This is a genomic window from Cupriavidus sp. GW821-FHT02F09 (genome assembly GCF_059421605.1).
The window spans coordinates 270,475-286,535 of record NZ_JBWKVH010000001.1; the positions used below are offsets into that span (position 1 = coordinate 270,475).

Below are 16,061 nucleotides of genomic sequence, written 5' to 3' on the forward strand. Positions count from 1 at the left end.
GGCCAAGCCTTGCGGCAGGCAGATCAGCCGTTCTTCTTCGAAAGACCGTAGAACTCGAAATAGACGGCGTAGATCAGCATGACGTAGTTGAGCAGGTCGACCCAGGTAAGCGGATCGCCGCCAAAGCCGGGGACGATCTCCGCTTCATGCAGCACGGCGCCGGCAAACCATCGCGTATAGGCAAAAAAGGAGATCAGTCCAAGGCCCCAGCAGGATGCCGCGCGTATGGCCCGGTTCGTGCCGGCACCGAACCGGGTCGGCCAGTTGCCGGCAACGTTGGCCCAGAAGATCAGCCAGAAGGCAATCCATACGCCTAGCTGCGCGGGCCAGCTTGGAAGCATCGCGCCGATCTTTTCAACGGCGCCGGGCGGGATGAGGACCCATCTGAGCAACGCCAGATGCACGGCATAGAGCGCAGTGCCCAGCAAGAAGTTGCCGGCCAGCGCGGCGAGCGCCATATGGCTTTTCCGGGCCAGCCTGTTCCACGGCCAGTTGTCGAAGATCAGGAATGTCGTCAGCCACGCCACGATAACGGAATAGAACCAGCCGATCGCCACCGGCAACGGCAGCAGGGTCGCATGCGGCGCGGTGGTGGCCGATACGCTGGGATAGATAAGCAGGAAATAGCCCAGGCCCGTGAGGCAACAGCCGGCGGCGATTTGAGCAAGGCCGCTAGCCGCGGGGCTCAGGCCGCTGTCGGACCATGGCCATCCGGCCATGCCTGTCGCCAGTATGCCGAAGCCGTAGAAGCCGATCAGCACGATCAGGCCGGCCGCGCCGTAGCCGGCGCCGTTGATGGCGCTGAATGCCGGATCCAGTGCGCCGTAGCCATGGACCAGCGCGGCGGGCACGGCGAAGGAGAGCGCCAGCGTCACGACCGTGGCGGCGCAGCCGCGCACGGGCTGCTTCAGCGCTGAGAATCCCGCCATGCCGAAGTTGAAGCCGATGAAGACCAGCACCAGGATGCCCCAGAAGAGGTACATGCCAAATGGCTGGGGGGCGTATTTCCAGACGGCCTGGGCAGGGTCGGCGAACAGGCGCCATACGCCAAGGCTGATGCCGTGCACGATCAGGAAGACGGCCACGGAGAATGCCAATGGCCGCAGCGCTAATCCGGCAGGCGCGAGCGCTGGTGTGTCTTGAGCTTCGATATGGGGGCTGAGGGGTTCCATGACCGGCATGTCCAGTACGATGAAGGCCCGGCACGCGAGGCGCGCGCTGGCCGCTGCGCGACGCTGCATCGCGTGAGGCCCGCATGCCGGTGGGATGGGAGGGTGGCCGCGTTGGTCAACGCGGCGCGTTGGAATGAGCGGCCGTCAAGCCGTCAAGCCGTCAAGCCGTTAAGTCGTCAAGCTGTCCGGCGCTCAGGCCGCCAGGCTGGCAACCGGCTGGACGATGATCTTGACGTTGCCATCCTTGTTGTTGACGAGTTCTTCGAAGCCGTGCGACACAATGTCGGCGAGGGAGATCCGCCCGGTGATGAGCGGCTGCACGTCGATGCGGCCATCGGCGATAAAGCGGATCACGTCGGCGAATTCGCCGTTATAGGCGAGCGATCCGATGATTTCCTTTTCCGTCGATACGATCTCGAAGAAATTGAACGCGCTGGGCTCTTCGAAGATGCCCACCATCACGCATTTCCCGGCCTTGCGGATCACGTCGATGGCAAGCTTCGCCGTGGCCTTGTTGCCGATGCACTCGAAGGACACATCCGCGCCATAGCCGCCGGTCAGCGCCTTGACCTCCGCGATCGCGTCGCATTCCTTGGGATCGATGACGACGTTGGCGCCAACCTCCAGCGCCTTCTTCTTGCGCGCCGACGACATTTCGAGCGCGATGATGCGGCCTGCGCCCGCCGCCTTCGCACACATGATCGTGCACAGGCCGATGGTGCCGGCGCCGACCACCACAACCGTCTGGCCGACGATGTTGCCGGCTTTCTTCACGGCATGCAGCCCTACCGCCAGCGGTTCGATCAGTGCCCCCGCCTCGGTGGGGAAGTTCTCCGGCAGCTTGTAGAGCAGCTCCGCCGGCACGTTGACGTATTCCGCGAATGCGCCGTTGTTCATCAGGCCGGTGAACGCGAGACTCTCGCAGATGTTGTACAGGCCATGGGTGCAGTAATAGCATTTTCCGCAATGCTGGCAGGCATCCGCGGTGACGCGTTCGCCGACCTTGAAACCGGTCACGCCTGCGCCCAGTTCCGCGATCTCGCCACTGAACTCGTGGCCCAGAATGCACTGCCCCTTCAGTCCGGTGAGCGGGTGGGGATGGTCCACCGGGATAAAGACCGGGCCCGCGACATATTCATGCAGGTCCGACCCGCAGATGCCGCACCAATGCACGCGGATCTTTACCCATCCTTCGGCGGGCTTGTCCGGAACGCGTACCTCCTCGACGCGGACATCGTGGCGACCCCGCCATACGGCGGCCTTCATGCTGGGCTGATGCACCGAACCTTCGTTGCTCACGGTTGTGTCTCCATCGTAGTTGTGGGGAATCGACGAAGGACCATGCGGGTGCCGCGGATCAGTGTGTGGCGTGGCCTTCGTGCAGGAAGGAAATCGCATGAACCATGCCAGAGAGGACGGCGGACGAGGGCGGATGCCGAAGGTGCTGCGCGCGCTGCGGCGCAGCGTGGGCAGGGCGCAGGCGCAGGCAGGGTGAAGCGTGGGCCGCGCGGGGTTATTGCTGCGATACAGCACGACGCCGGCGAGGGCCCGGCAAGCTACGGCGCGGCCCGCGTGAGACGGCCCGGCTCGATCCGGTGAGACACCGTGCCTCAGTCCGCCTCGTCCGCCTGAGACCAGGGCGCCGACGCCGGCAAGGACGCCGAACCCGGGTAGACAATGCCGTATCTGGCCATCTTGCGGTAGATGGTCGCGCGGCTCATGCCCAGTGCCTTGGCGGTTTCCTTGACGCGCCAGTGGTGGCAGGCGAGCATCTGCGCGATGTGCTCCCGTTCGAGAAGCTCGCCGGGGCGCAGGCCGGCACTGTCGGATGCCTGCGCGGTGACTGGCGGGCTCGCGGGCGGCGGCGCCGCTGGCGCGGCATCGGCCGGGCAGCGCAGATAGTCGGGAAGATCTTCGGCAACAATGACGCCTTGGGCCGCGGCCAGCGCGCATGCATACCGTAATGCCATGCGCAGTTGCCGTACGTTGCCGGGCCAGCGATAGCGGCGGATGCATGCCATTGCCTCCTCGGACAGCGCGGACCGGGTGCCGTGCGCCTGGGCTTCATCCGCCAGGAAGAAGTCGACGAGCTCGCCAAGGTCGGTGCGATCGCGCAGGGGAGGCAGCCGGAACACGGCGCCAGTCAGGCGATAGTAGAGGTCTTCCCGGAAGGTGCCTTCGGAGACCATGCGCGCAAGGTCCCTGTGGGTGGCGCAGATCAGGTTGATATCGACCCGCACCGATTGCTCGGAGCCCAGCGGCACCAGCTCGTTCTCAGCCAGCACGCGGAGTAGCCGAGTCTGCAGCGGCAAAGCCATGTCGCCGATCTCGTCCAGGAACAAAGTGCCTGCGTGCGCCTGGAGTATCTTTCCCTTGAGCCCCTTGCGCTTTGCGCCGGTGAACGCGCCTTCCGCGTAGCCGAACAGCTCGCTTTCGATCAGCGTATCCGGGATGGCCGCACAGTTGACGGCGACAAACGGCTGCGACGCGCGCAGCGAACCACGATGCACGGCGAGCGCGAACGCCTCCTTGCCTGTTCCCGTCTCGCCTTGCAGCAGCACGGGAATACGCCGGTCGATGATCTGGAGCGCGCGGGCGAGATGCGACGAGACCTGTGGGTCGCCGGCGACCAGACGATCGCTGGCGATGGCACGGGCCGCGGGCTCGGCGTGGCCGGTGGCCGGGTGTCCCGGCGACAGCGATAGCGTGCGCAAGGCTTGGCGTGGCGGGCGAAGTCTCGCGAAAAAGCGGTCCCCGCCACGGGTCAGGCGCAACGGGAACATCTCCAGGCCGCTGTTCAGGTCGATGACCTGTCCGGCATTGAGATCGAACAGATGCTGGACGTTCGCCGGAATCGCGGTGTATAGCGTGCTCAGCATGCTCCTTGTCTGCCGGTTCATCGATGCAATGTTTCCGGCATCGTCGAACGCAATCAGCAGTTCGGGGTGCAGGCTCAGGTAGTCCTGGCTGCGGTGCAGGTACAGGGTCCACAGGTGGCCGGTATCGTGGAGCAGGTAAGCGTTCTCGATCATCTCCGCCGCCTGGCATACCCAGGCGTAGATCAGTTCCTGCGAATCCCGGTTTTCACTGTTTCGCACGGCCGATACGTCCAGCACGCCGGTGAGTTCGCCGGCTGGCGAGATAATGGGTGCGGCGGTACAGGTCAGGCAGGTGAACGCTGCCCTGAAGTGATCCTCGGTGTGGACGGTGATGGGTTCCTTGTCGGCCAGCACGCAGGCCACCCCGCTGGTTCCCTCGGCGTCCTCCGTGAAATAGCGGCCGTGATACAGGCCGTGCTGCCGGTATTCCTTGCGGCGGTCTTCCTGCCCACGAAAATCGATCAGGGCGCCGTCGGCGTCGGCCACCAGCACGCAATAGCCCGCCTTGCCGACGACGCCGTGCAAGCGCTCCACCACCGGGCTCGAGAAGCGCAGCAGGGCCTCGGCGCGATTGCGCCTGTCTTTCAGCTCCGTCGCAGTGATGACGCGCGGGCCGGACGTATTTCCCGGATCCAGCTGAAAGGTATTGAGCGAGCGGGTCCAGGAGCGAAACAGGCGCGCCTGCGCCGCCGCTTCATGGAATGACGCATTGTCGACCACGGATGAAACGCGTCGTGCGTGTTGCAGTGCATATGATTGCGTCATGCCAGCTTCCTCAACATGCGTCACTCCAATGGCAAGGTGCGTCAGCGTTCGATAGGTCGACACGGCTGCGTTGTATGCCACTATCACACGGCACCGGTCTGCGCGCCGCGTCTTTTTAGCACATCCCGAACCGGCGCTCACATTGCAGTGCAGCACGGGAGGCGCGCCAGACGCGATTCGTACCTTGCGCAAGGCGGAACCCGAATCTCTCCCGGCGCCTTCCTTGGCGCCGACGAATCCGGCAACCAGACCCCGCTTGCGCGTTACGCCTTGCAGGGCAATGTCGTCGTTGCCGTCTCGCCCGCCCCGATGCCGCCGTGGTCCCGCGACCATCGGGCCGGGTCGGCCAGAAAGCGCTGCAGTTCGTCAATGCCGCGGCTGTCCACGTTGCCGCTGTCACGCGCGGCTTGCAGGATGTCCTGCCAGTTCGCGAGGGAATGGATCCTGGCCTGCCACGGGGCGAGGATGCGCTCGGTGGGGAACGTGCCGTAGTCGAACACCACGAAGATGTCCGTCACCACGGCGCCGGCGGCTGCCAGCGCCTCGCAGAAGATCCGCTTGGAGCGCGCGGCGGCCATCATGTCGTCCACCAGCAGCACGCGGTCGCCGGCGTTGACGGCCCCCTCGATCTGCGAGGCGGGCCCCAGCCCCTTGGCTTCCTTGCGCACATAGAGCAGCGGGAGCGCCAGGGCTTCGGCCATCCAGGCGCCAAATGCGATGCCGCTCGATTCGGCGCCGACCACGGCATCGATGCCGTCGATCCGGTTGCGTGCCCGCAGCAGCGTCAAGCCGCGCTGGATCAGCGCCTTGCGCAGCGCCGGAAACGAGATCAGCCGGCGGCAGTCGATATAGACCGGGCTGGCCCAGCCGGAGGGCAGCCGGAACGGCTCGTCCGTGCGGAATTTCACGCAGCCGGCATCCAGCAGGGCCTGGCCTACCGACAATGACAGGTCGGGTTGAGGGCGTAGTTGAGACATGCAGGGCTCCAGTGCTTTTGTGCTTCAGTGCTTCAGTGTTTGTGCTCGGCCGCGGCTCAGAGGCTCGCGATGGTGTCGTCCAGCACCTGCACGCCAAGCAGGAAATCATCGATGTCCATGGCCTCTTCCGGGTTGTGCGAGCCGTGCTCGTTGCGCACGAAGAGCATGCCGGTGGGGATGCCGGCGTTGGCGAACAGCGATGCATCGTGCCCCGCGCCGCTCGGCACCTGCTCAACCGGGAGGTCGCGTTGGCGGCATGCCTGCGTGAGCAGTTCGCAGACCCTGCCGTCCATGGTGGCCGGGGCCGATTCGATGCGGCGGTCGAACTCGAACCGCACGCCGCGGTCGCGCGAGATGGCCTTGCATTCCGTGCGCAGCAGTTGATAGAAGCCTTCCAGCGTTTCCACGCTCTTGCTGCGCGCCTCGAAGCTGAAATTCACCATGCCGGGGATGCGGGAGATCGAATGCGCCTCCGGGCTGGTGCTGACCATGCCGGTGGTGACGACCAGGTCGATGCCGCGCTCCAGCAGCACACGCCAGTGCTCGTCCAGCCGCGTGATCAGGTCGGCCACGGCAAACATGGCGTCCTTGCGCAGCCACCGTGGCACCGCGCCGGAGTGGCCTGCCTCGCCGATGCACTGGATCCGGTTGTGCCGCACATTGCCGCGGATGCCGGGCACCACCGCCACCGGCAAGCCGCGCGCGACCATCACCGGGCCTTGCTCGATATGCAGTTCCAGGTAGGCATGGACCTTGGCTTTGTCGAGCAGCGGCGCCTGCGCGCGGATCGCCTCGACGTCGGCGCCGGCGGCTGTCATGCAGGCCGCCAGCGACTCGCCGGAATGACGGTGCGCCAGCGCCAGGTCGTCGGCGCTGAGCTTGCCCAGCAGCGCGCCCGAACCCATGTACGCCTTGCCGAACCAGGCACTTTCCTCGCCCCGGAAGCCCACTACCTGCAGCGGCACGCGCGAGTGCCGGCCGGTGCGCTTTTGCCGGAGCTGGCAGAGCAGGCCAGCGACGATTCCCGCCAGCCCGTCGAAGTTGCCGCCTTGCGGGACGGAGTCCAGGTGGGAGCCGACCCACGTAGCGGGCGCGCCCGCGTCGGCTTGCGGCAGGCGGAAGACGAGATTGGCGGCGCGGTCGGCCTGCGCTTGCAGGCCGTGGCGCAGCGCGAAGTCCCGCAGGTAGGCCGCCGCCGCGGTCTCGCCCGCGCCGTAGCTGTCGCGGGTCACGCCAACGCCATCGGACGACAGCTCGCGTATGTCCTTGAAGAGCTGTTCGGCGACCGGCTTGAGTTGCAGAATTTCCATGGCACGTTTGTTGATCGTTGCAGTGACGCGCCGGCGGCATGCGCCGGCGCGAGCGGTCTTTTGCGGATGGCGCTCAGCCGGATTGCTGCGCGAAGCGCAGCCAGCGGTCGCTTAAGTGCGGGTCGAGCCGGACCTGGCCCACCAGGCCGCGCAGCGCCCCGGTGCCGGTTTCCTGGCAATAGTCCTGCAGCCCGTCGATGATCTTTTGCATGACGCCGGGGTCCCGGAAGGACGCCGTGCCGACCTGGACGGCGGCGGCGCCGGCGAGCATGAACTCGACGGCATCCTCGGCGTTCTGGATGCCGCCGCAGCCGATGATGGGGATGCGCACGGCGCGATGGCACTGGTGCACCAGCCGCAGGGCAATCGGCTTGATGGCCGGGCCGGACAGGCCGCCCATGACATTGCCCAGCTTGGGCTTGCGGGTACGCACGTCGATGGCCATGCCCAGCACCGTGTTGCCCATGACGATGGCGTCGGCGCCGGCGTCTTCCGCCGCCCGGGCCACGGCCGCGATGTGGCTGGCGTTGGGCGTGAGCTTGACCCAGAGGGGGTGGCGCGTGCGCCGGCGGATGGCGCAGACCGCCTTGTAGGTGGTCTCGGGCAGCATGGCGAAGGCCATGCCGTCGGCTTCCAGGTTGGGGCACGAGATATTGGCCTCGATGGCGGCAACCTCGGGCAAGGACATCTGCTCGCACGCCAGGGCGAACGCCTGCGCGGTATCGGCGGAGATCGACACCACCACCGGCGTGTTGTAGCGCGTGTAAGGCGGCAGCACGCATTCGCGGTAATAGTCGAGCCCCTTGCTCGGGATGCCGATGGCGTTCAGCATGCCGCCATAGGCCTCGGCTACCCGTGGCGTGGGGTTGCCGGCCCGGGAGCTGGGGGAGACGCTCTTGATCACCAGCGCGCCAAGCTGGTTGAGGTCCAGCGCTTCGCGGTACTCGATGGCGAAGCAGCCGGAGGCGGGCATGACCGGGTTGCGCAGCGTCAAGTCGCCAACCCGAACGGTGAGATCAGCCAAACTCCACCTCCCCGACCACTTCACGAATGGAAAACACCGGGCCTTCCCGGCAGACCCGCAGGAATTGCTTGTCGCCATCGCAATCGAACAGCCGCACGCAGGACAGGCACACGCCCATGCCGCAGGCCATGCGCTGCTCCATGGCGACTTCGCCCACCACCTCGGGATGGTCGGCCAGCACGCGCTGCAGCAGCATCAGCAGGCGGTGCGAGCCGCAGGTGTAGACCGCATCCGGGCGCTGCTGCCCGATCAGGCCGCGCATGAGTACCTCCGTGGCCTCCACCGACGAGGAGCCATCGGCATCGAACACGCTATGCACTTGGGCGTTGGCCCCGCGCAGGAATTCGTGCTCCATCAGGTCGTCGCGGGTGCGGGCCGACATCACCGCGGTAATGGCGGCGCCAGCTTCGGCAGCCTGCTGGATCAGCGGCGCCATGGTGGCCAGGCCCACGCCGCGCGCCACCACCAGGATCCGCTTGAAATCCGGCCTGAAGGTGAAGGTGTTGCCGAGCGGGCCGACGATCTCCATGTGGCCATCCACCGGCAGGCTGGCCATGGCGCGCGTGCCCACGCCGGTCACGTTGTAGAGGAACTCGATGCGGCCCGCTTCCGGCCCCGCGCCATAGACGCTCATGGGGCGCAGCAGGAACGGCTGTTCCGTGTCGGTGGTGGGGCAGCGCAGCTGGTAGAACTGCCCGGGCTTCGTGATCCTGGCAATGGGCGCATCCGCTTCGAGGCGGATGTGCTTGTAGCGCTGGTTGACCCACGAATGTTCGACCACGCGGCAGCGATAGGACGCTACCGCGGCGGTGCTGTCCGGGCTGCACAAGGTTGCAGGCATGATGACTCCTGAGTCCTGACTAATGCGGTACGGGGCGATGCAATGCGCGCCGCTTATTCCAGCTCGACGCCCTTGAGCTCGGGGATGAGGAAGATCGTGGCGATCATGTCCAGCACGTAGATGCTGGCCAACAGGGCAATGGCCACCTGGAAGGAATAGGCTGCGGCAAGGGCCCCGACCACGATGGGCCCGAAGCCGCCCACGCCACGCCCGATGTTGAACAGGACGTTTTGCGCGGTGGCGCGCGCCGCGGTGGGATAGGCTTCCGAGATCAGCGCGCCGTAGCCGCCGATCATGCCGTTGACGAACAGGCCCATGACCGCGCCGGCCCAGAGCATGGTGACGGGGTCGGACATCTGCGCATACGCGATCACCATCGCCACCGCGCCAGCCTGGAAGATCAGGAAGCTGGGCTTGCGCCCGATGCGGTCGGCCAGTTGGCCAAACACGTAGACGCCGACCATCATCCCCACGATGGTGACCGAGGTCCACATGGCGGACTTGGTCAGCGAGAAGCCCAGGGCTTTGGACAAATAGGTCGGCAGCCAGATCATGATGCCGTAGTAGCCAAAGTTCTGGACCGAGCACAGGATCACGATGCCGAGGCTGGTTCGCGTGGTGCGGCCATCGGCCACCAGCAGCTTGAATGCGCTCGGCTTGTTCTTGTCCTGGGCCTTGTCCTGGGCCTCGGCATGGCGCACGAACACTTCCGGCTCATGCAGCCGGTTGCGCACGAACCAGGCCACCAGCGCCGGCACCACGCCCAGCAGGAACATGCCGCGCCAGCCGATTTGCGGCAGCAGCAGCGGCGTCAGCAAGGACGCCAGCAGCACGCCGCTCTGCCAGCCCAGCGCCACGTACGACGACACCCGCGCGCGCTTGCTGGCGGGCCAGGCTTCCGCGGCCAGCGCCATGCCGATGCCGAACTCGCCACCCAGGCCGATGCCGGCGATGGTGCGGTAGGCCAGCAAATCCCAGAAGCCCTGTGCGAACGCACACAGGCCGGTGAAGACCGCAAACAGCACAATGGTCCAGGTGAGCACGCGCACGCGCCCGTAACGATCGCTCAGCGCGCCGAAGAGGATGCCGCCGGCAACCGCGCCGATCAGCGTCCACGTCACCAGGGCACCGGACTGTCCGGTGCTCAGGCTCAAGGCCACGCTGATGGCGGGCAGCATGAAACCGAGGATGAGCAGGTCGAACCCATCCATCGCGTAACCGATGGCCGAGCCGGCCAGCGCCTTCCAGGCGTAGGGCGAGGCCCGGTCGGTTCGTAGGGGCGGGGCGTCGGACGTGGGGACCGATGCGCGAGCGTTGGCTTCCATGGGGCGTTCCTCTGTGCCTTTGTTGAGCATGTGCGCCGGCCGGCGGGCTGTGTCGTCGACGGGTAGCGTCTTCTGGTTCACTTGTTGCGCGGGTTAGCGCTGCTGCCGGCTGGCCCGGGTTGCGGGACACCACTGGTAATCCGAAATTTGTCTCAATTTGTAGACTGCATGGAGAAAAAATAACCGGATGGATCGGGCTGCAGGCACTACGCTGCAAATAGCCTTTGCCATTCGGCATCTGTCTTATTTTTTAGATTACACGTGAGAAATCGCGTTTGCAAGGGATTTTTAGGGGCCTGGCGGCACGCAGGATTGCGGCCCGTGGGCACCTCGCGCTGGTCCGCAGCAGCCGTGGCGGCACAATTGTCTAATTATTGAGAAAACCGTGGGCATTCATGCCGCGGTGCAGGCATTTGATAAACTCCGCTTCCATGAAAAAACCAGCAACAGCACGCGGCGACGCCCCGGTAAAGCAGGGCCAGTCCCAAGGTGGAACCACCAAGCCGGAAGGGCAATGGCACCATGGCGACCTGCGCGCTTCGCTGATCGCGTGGGGCACCCATCTGCTCGATACCGAGGGGATCGCGGGCATGAGCATGCGCACGGCAGCCAAGCTGGCCGGGGTCTCGCCGGGCGCGCCGGCCTATCACTTCAAAGACAGGAACGGGCTGCTGGCCGCCATTGCGGCCCAGGCGTTTCGCGACCTGGTGGCGTATCGCCGCCAGAGCGTGGAGAACATCGACCCTGCCGATGCGGCAGGCCGGCTGCGGGCGATCATGCTCGCCTACGTGGCGTTCGCCCAGGCGCATCCCGCGCGGTTTCACCTGATGTTCGGGCCGGAGATCGCGGACCGGGAGCAGTATCCGGAGCTGGCGGAGGCGGGCGCTGCCTCGTTCCAGGTGCTGCGCAGCGCCATCGGGCCCGTACTGCAGGCGCCAGGCGTCGGCGAGCTCAGCGAGGAACAACTGGCTTTCTCCGTGTGGGCCGCCACCCACGGCCTGGCCACGCTGACCATCGACCGCCGCCGCCTGCCCGTGGCCTCCACGCACAAGCCCACGGCCGAGCAGATGGCCGATGTTGTCGTGCAGTTCTGCCTGGCGGCGTTGCGGGGATCGGCAACGCCGCGCTAGGCCGGGGGCCTTGCCCGGTCAGTCCACCAGCACCTTGCGCTGCGTGCATCGCAGCATGCATCCGCCTCAGTCGGCGGGACGCCAGTTGCCATGGAAGCCGGCGGGCACGCGATGCGACAGGTGCACCAGCGCCACCGGCCCCTGCGCCAGCGCCTGCGCGTTGAAGATGGCCATATCGCTGCGGTTCTCCGCGGCGCGCCAGATCACGGACAGCAGCCAGCCGTCGCCCTCGTCGGCATCCGCATGGCGCGGGACAAACACGGGTTCGCCGCATTTGTCGCCGGCCGGCGGCTGGTACTGCGCGATCTGCCCGGTGGCCAAGTCGATATGCGCCAGGCCGCTGCGCAGGCTGTCGCCTTTGGTGGAGGCGGAGATATCGCCGCTGCAGTAATAGCCGTGCCGGTAGGGCAGCATGGCAAAGCGCTCGTCCAGGCGCGGAAACTCGCCCGGCGTATCGCATAGCGGCTGCTCGCGATACGCGCCGGATTTCCCCGCCAGGTCGAAGGTCCAGCGCACCAGGCTGGCCACGGGTGCGCCGTTGGAGAGTGGGCGTCCGTCCGGCCCGGGGAACAGCGGCGGAACGTCGTACTTCATCATGTCGCAGACGATGCCGCCGTGCGGCGCGTCGAAGGCGTTCATCGGATGGAAGACGTAGCACGGATCGCCGGTGAACCAGCGCACGTCCGCCGCGGTGCCGTCGCGCGGCAGGATGCCGATGTGCGTGCCTTTGTCCGGTTCCCACGCATAGGCCGGCTGGGCGTTGGTGGCGCGCTCCATCGACCCCGTCAGCGGGAAGATGGGAAACAGGATGTGGGTGCGCGTCACCATGAAGTCATGGACCATGCTCGGGAACGGCGCGACGATATGCACGGAGCGCAGCAGCTTGCCCTGGCTGTCTGCCACATGCAGCATCAGGTCCGGTGTGAACGGGCCGCGGGCCCCATAGCCGAAGAAGACCATTTCGCCGTTGACCGGGTCGATCTTGGGGTGCGCGGTCATGGGCCCGGAAAATTTCTCATCGAAGGTCTGGTAGCCGCGCGGCGCCAGTGATACCGGGTCCACTTCGAATGGCATATGCGCTTCTTCCAGCGCCAGCAGGCGGGCGCCATGCCAGACCACGTTGGTATTGGCCACGGTGGAGTTCAGCTCAAGCAGCCTGGGGTCCGTCAGGTGCCGGCTTGCCAGCGAGCCCGACAAGCCTTCGCCGTTCTCGTTTTCCATGACCCATTTCGGTGTGCGGATCCAGCGGTTGCGGTAGGACACGCGGCCCTTCTCGAAATGAAACGCGTGCAGCATGCCATCGCCCGAGAACCAATGATATTTGCCGCGCGGCGCGAACTGCGGATTCGGCCCGTTGCGGTAATAGGTGCCGCGCAGCCCGGCGGGCACTTCGCCGGTGACCGGCAGGTTGGGCGCGTCGCACTCGGCGTGCAGCGGCGCGAAGTAGCCGGACAAATAGGGCTCATTGGTGGGGAAGGCGATGGCCATGGGTGCTGTCTCCGATCTGTTTTATTTACCTGCTTTTGATGGGTTTGATGCGCTTGGGCACCGCTGGATTCAGATGGCGCGCGCCTGGTCCTGCCAGTGCGGCTCGCGCAGCCGGCGCTTGAAGATCTTGCCGGTGTCTTCCCGCGGCAGCATCGCGTGGATCTCGACGATGCGTGGTACTTTGTAGTTGGCAATGCGCTCGCGCAGGAACGCTTGCACCTGCGCGCCGTCGAGGCTGTGCCCGGGGCTTGGCTGGACCGCGGCGGCCAGGCCTTCGCCGAACTCCGCATCGGGAATGCCGAAGACCGCGCAGTCCGCAACGCCCGGCATGGTCTGCAGCACCGACTCGATCTCCGCCGGATAGATGTTCACGCCGCCCGAGATGACCATATCGGCCTTGCGGTCGCGGATGTGCAGGAACCCGTCTTCATCCAGGTAGCCCATGTCGCCCAGCGTGATCAGCCCGTCGCGCTCCACGGCCGCGCGGGCTTCGGGCCGGTTGATGTAGGTGAAGTCGGGCAGGGCGCGCTGGCGAACATAGATCAGGCCGATTTCCCGCGCCGGCAACGCGTTGCCGTCGTCGTCCAGGACGCGGATTTCGGCATCGGGAAGCGGGCTGCCCGCCGAGCCCGGATGGCGCAGCCAGTTCGCCGAGTCGGCAAACGTGGTGTAGCCCGCCTCGCTCGATCCGTAGGCCTCCGTGATGATCGGCCCGAACCACGCGATCATGGCCTGCTTGAGGGGAACGGGGCAGGGCGAGCCGGTCGAGGCCACCTGGCGCAGCGCGGACAGGTCATGCCCCGTGCGCGCTTCTGGCGGCAAGGCCAGCAGGCGCTGGTACATGGTCGGCACCAGGTAGGCATGCGTGACCTTGTGGCGCGCCAGCAGCGCAAGCGTGCGCTGCGCATCGAAGCGCGGCTCCAGCACCAGCGTGGCGCCCAGGTTGCAGAAGTGCGAGAGGTAGGCCATGGCCGCGCTGTGGTAGATCGGCGCGCTTAGGTAGGCCGTCACGTCCGCCCCTGTGCCGTAGACGATGTCGGTGACCCGCTGCAGCCGCTGCTCCATGGCGGCGCGCTCTTCGCGCGCGCCGGGAATGCGGCGCACGCCTTTGGGCTTGCCGGTGGTGCCGGAGGTATAGGCGATGGCCCCGTGCGAGGTGCCGGTGCGCGGCGGCATGGCCGGCAGGCCCGCTCCGAAATCCGCCCAGTGATGCGCCTGCGGGCTGGACGGCGGCGCTGCGCCGCGCGAGACCAGGATAATGCCGACGCCCGCGGGGATGCCTTCGCGCACCGGGTCGAGCAGGTCCGCATCGACAACCAGCGCGCGGGCACCGCTGTCGGTCAGGATATGGTTGGCTTCGAGCGCCTTGAAGTGCCAGTTGATCGATGCCAGGTACAGCCCCGCCTGGCGGCAGGCCAGCACAAGCGCCACGTACTCCGGGCTGTTGCGCAGCATGGCGGCGATGGTGTCGCCCTCCTTGCATTGCAGATCGTGCAGGCCAGCGAGAATGCGCCGGATCTCCCCCTTCATCCAGTCGGCCGAGTACGCTCGCCCGTCAAACCATAGTGCCGGAACCATCGTGTCTCCTGTCGGTGGTCGTCGCGCCTGCCAGGCGGCACGATCGATTCTTCTTTAACTATGCAGTGATCAGTTGTGGACTCTAGCAGGCGGATCATGACGTGGCAAGGAGGTTTTACGAGAGTGGAGGGGACGGCAGATGGCGGCCCGCGGGGGCCGTGTGGTGGGGAGCAAGGGGGGCCAGGCTTTTCGCTGAGGACGGAGATCCCGCTTGACGAGGCCCGGTCACGCATGCCGGTCATCGGGCGATGACCGGCATGGTACTGCTTGACTACAGCCCTACTGCACGTTGCCTGCCACGGCGATGGTCTGGCCCGTGATGTAGTTCGACTCGGGCGAGCAGAACAGGTACACGCCGCCGGCGGCTTCTTCCGGGGTGCCGCCCCGGCCGAGCGGGTTGCGCTGGGCGTGGGCCTTGAGCAGATCCGGGTTCAGGCCAACGCGGATGTCGCGGCCGTCGATTTTGACCGTGGCACCGGCCTTGGCATCCGCCGAGGTCATGCGGGTGTGGATCAGGCCGAATGCCACCGCGTTTACGTTGACATTGAAGCGGCCCCATTCGCGGGCGAGCGCGCGGGTCATGCCGATCACGCCGGACTTGGCGCCCGAGTAGTTCAGCTGGCCGGCGTTGCCGTTCAGGGCCGAGGTCGACGAGATGTTGACGATCTTGCGATACACCTCGCGACCGGCTTCCTTGTCGGCGGCGTGCAACGCCTTGATATGCGGATAGGCCGCGCGGATGATGCGGAAGGGCGCGGTCATGTGGCAGTCGATGATGGCGTACCACTGCTCGTCGCTCATCTTCTGCACCACGTCGTCCCAGGTAAAGCCGGCGTTGTTTACCAGGATGTCGATGCTCTTGAACTGGGTCATCGCCGTGTTGACGAAGCGATCGGCAAAGTCCGGCGCGCTCACGTTGCCCACGCAGGCCACGGCTTCGGCGCCCAGCTTCTTCAGCGTCTCGACCATCTCGTGCGCCGGTTCGGCGTCGAGGTCATTGATGACCAGACGCGCGCCTTCGCTGGCCAGCTTCAGTGCGATAGCCTGGCCGATGCCGCGGCCCGAACCGGTGACCAGTGCCACCTTGCCGTCGAGTTTTCCCATGTCTTGCTCCTTGATATCAAAAAAGGGGGTTACAGCGCGACGACTGCGTCGCCGAGGATCTTGGTTTCGCCGTACTGGTTGGCTGTCTGGATTTCCACTTTGACGCGGCGCTCGCCGTCGGCCTCGAACTTTTCCACCACGCGGCCGCTGCAGGTGATGCGGTGGCCGAGGTGCGTGATGCCGACAAAGCGCACGCCGAACTGGCGCAGCTGGCGCTGGTCCACCCACAGCGTGAGCAGGCGGCCCAGGTAGGCCATCGACAGCATGCCGTGGGCGAACACGTCCGGCATGCCGGCGCGGCGCGCGAAGTCGATGTCGATATGGATCGCGTTGTGGTCGTTCGAGGCGCCGGCAAACAGCGCCAGCGTGGTGCGGTTGATCGGCTCCAGCGTCAGCGGGGGCAGGGTGTCGCCGACCTGAATCGTGTCAAAGCTCAGATTGCTCAGATTGCTCATTCGGGTTCTCCGG

At 66.2% G+C, this 16,061-nt stretch carries 13 protein-coding genes; 1 reads left to right on the top strand and 12 read right to left on the bottom strand.

Features of this window, described 5'->3' with window-relative positions; genetic code table 11:
* Positions 1 to 23: 23 nt before the first annotated feature.
* The 8 genes from AC07XB_RS01450 to AC07XB_RS01485 all read right to left on the bottom strand — a co-directional run bounded on the left by AC07XB_RS01450 (position 24) and on the right by AC07XB_RS01485 (position 10,293).
* Positions 24 to 1,172, bottom strand: coding sequence for a hypothetical protein (locus tag AC07XB_RS01450; RefSeq protein ID WP_492827308.1), 1,149 nt, complete (start codon positions 1,170 to 1,172; stop codon positions 24 to 26).
* A gap of 192 nt (positions 1,173 to 1,364) precedes the next feature.
* Positions 1,365 to 2,438, bottom strand: a complete 1,074-nt coding sequence (locus AC07XB_RS01455; RefSeq protein ID WP_416050472.1) for a 2,3-butanediol dehydrogenase — start codon at positions 2,436 to 2,438, stop codon at positions 1,365 to 1,367.
* Between the two features lie 344 nt (positions 2,439 to 2,782).
* Positions 2,783 to 4,816 (bottom strand): sigma-54-dependent Fis family transcriptional regulator, encoded by a 2,034-nt coding sequence (locus AC07XB_RS01460; protein ID WP_492827306.1) that lies wholly within the window; start codon positions 4,814 to 4,816, stop codon positions 2,783 to 2,785.
* 263 nt (positions 4,817 to 5,079) lie between these two features.
* Positions 5,080 to 5,793 carry an orotate phosphoribosyltransferase gene (locus AC07XB_RS01465; RefSeq protein ID WP_492827304.1) on the bottom strand — a complete coding sequence of 238 codons (714 nt, stop codon included), beginning with the start codon at positions 5,791 to 5,793 and terminating at the stop codon, positions 5,080 to 5,082.
* A 56-nt stretch (positions 5,794 to 5,849) separates the two neighbouring features.
* Entirely contained in the window at positions 5,850 to 7,103 is a 1,254-nt protein-coding gene (locus AC07XB_RS01470; RefSeq protein ID WP_492827302.1) for a hydantoinase/carbamoylase family amidase, read from the bottom strand.
* A gap of 73 nt (positions 7,104 to 7,176) precedes the next feature.
* On the bottom strand, positions 7,177 to 8,127 hold the full coding sequence (locus AC07XB_RS01475; protein ID WP_492827300.1) for a dihydroorotate dehydrogenase: 951 nt from the start codon (positions 8,125 to 8,127) through the stop codon (positions 7,177 to 7,179).
* Complete coding sequence (locus AC07XB_RS01480) at positions 8,120 to 8,968, bottom strand: dihydroorotate dehydrogenase electron transfer subunit (protein ID WP_492827298.1); 849 nt, start codon at positions 8,966 to 8,968, stop codon at positions 8,120 to 8,122. Before AC07XB_RS01480 ends, AC07XB_RS01475 begins: the two co-directional genes overlap by 8 nt.
* Before the next feature lie 53 nt (positions 8,969 to 9,021).
* Complete coding sequence (locus AC07XB_RS01485; protein WP_492827296.1) at positions 9,022 to 10,293, bottom strand: MFS transporter; 1,272 nt, start codon at positions 10,291 to 10,293, stop codon at positions 9,022 to 9,024.
* A 431-nt stretch (positions 10,294 to 10,724) separates the two neighbouring features.
* Between AC07XB_RS01485 and AC07XB_RS01490 the strand changes: the two genes are divergently transcribed.
* Positions 10,725 to 11,423 carry a TetR/AcrR family transcriptional regulator gene (locus AC07XB_RS01490; RefSeq protein WP_477132673.1) on the top strand — a complete coding sequence of 233 codons (699 nt, stop codon included), beginning with the start codon at positions 10,725 to 10,727 and terminating at the stop codon, positions 11,421 to 11,423.
* 66 nt (positions 11,424 to 11,489) lie between these two features.
* Here AC07XB_RS01490 and AC07XB_RS01495 read toward each other — a convergent pair whose 3' ends face one another.
* The 4 genes from AC07XB_RS01495 to AC07XB_RS01510 form a co-directional block, all read right to left on the bottom strand.
* Positions 11,490 to 12,911, bottom strand: a complete 1,422-nt coding sequence (locus AC07XB_RS01495; RefSeq protein ID WP_492827294.1) for a carotenoid oxygenase family protein — start codon at positions 12,909 to 12,911, stop codon at positions 11,490 to 11,492.
* Positions 12,912 to 12,980: 69 nt separating this feature from the next.
* The gene (locus AC07XB_RS01500; RefSeq protein WP_492827363.1) at positions 12,981 to 14,537 is read right to left on the bottom strand and encodes an AMP-binding protein; all 1,557 of its coding nucleotides are present in this window, start codon (positions 14,535 to 14,537) and stop codon (positions 12,981 to 12,983) included.
* Positions 14,538 to 14,768: 231 nt separating this feature from the next.
* Complete coding sequence (locus AC07XB_RS01505) at positions 14,769 to 15,593, bottom strand: SDR family NAD(P)-dependent oxidoreductase (RefSeq protein ID WP_492827292.1); 825 nt, start codon at positions 15,591 to 15,593, stop codon at positions 14,769 to 14,771.
* A gap of 29 nt (positions 15,594 to 15,622) precedes the next feature.
* On the bottom strand, positions 15,623 to 16,048 hold the full coding sequence (locus tag AC07XB_RS01510; RefSeq protein ID WP_492827290.1) for a MaoC family dehydratase: 426 nt from the start codon (positions 16,046 to 16,048) through the stop codon (positions 15,623 to 15,625).
* Positions 16,049 to 16,061: the final 13 nt, after the last annotated feature.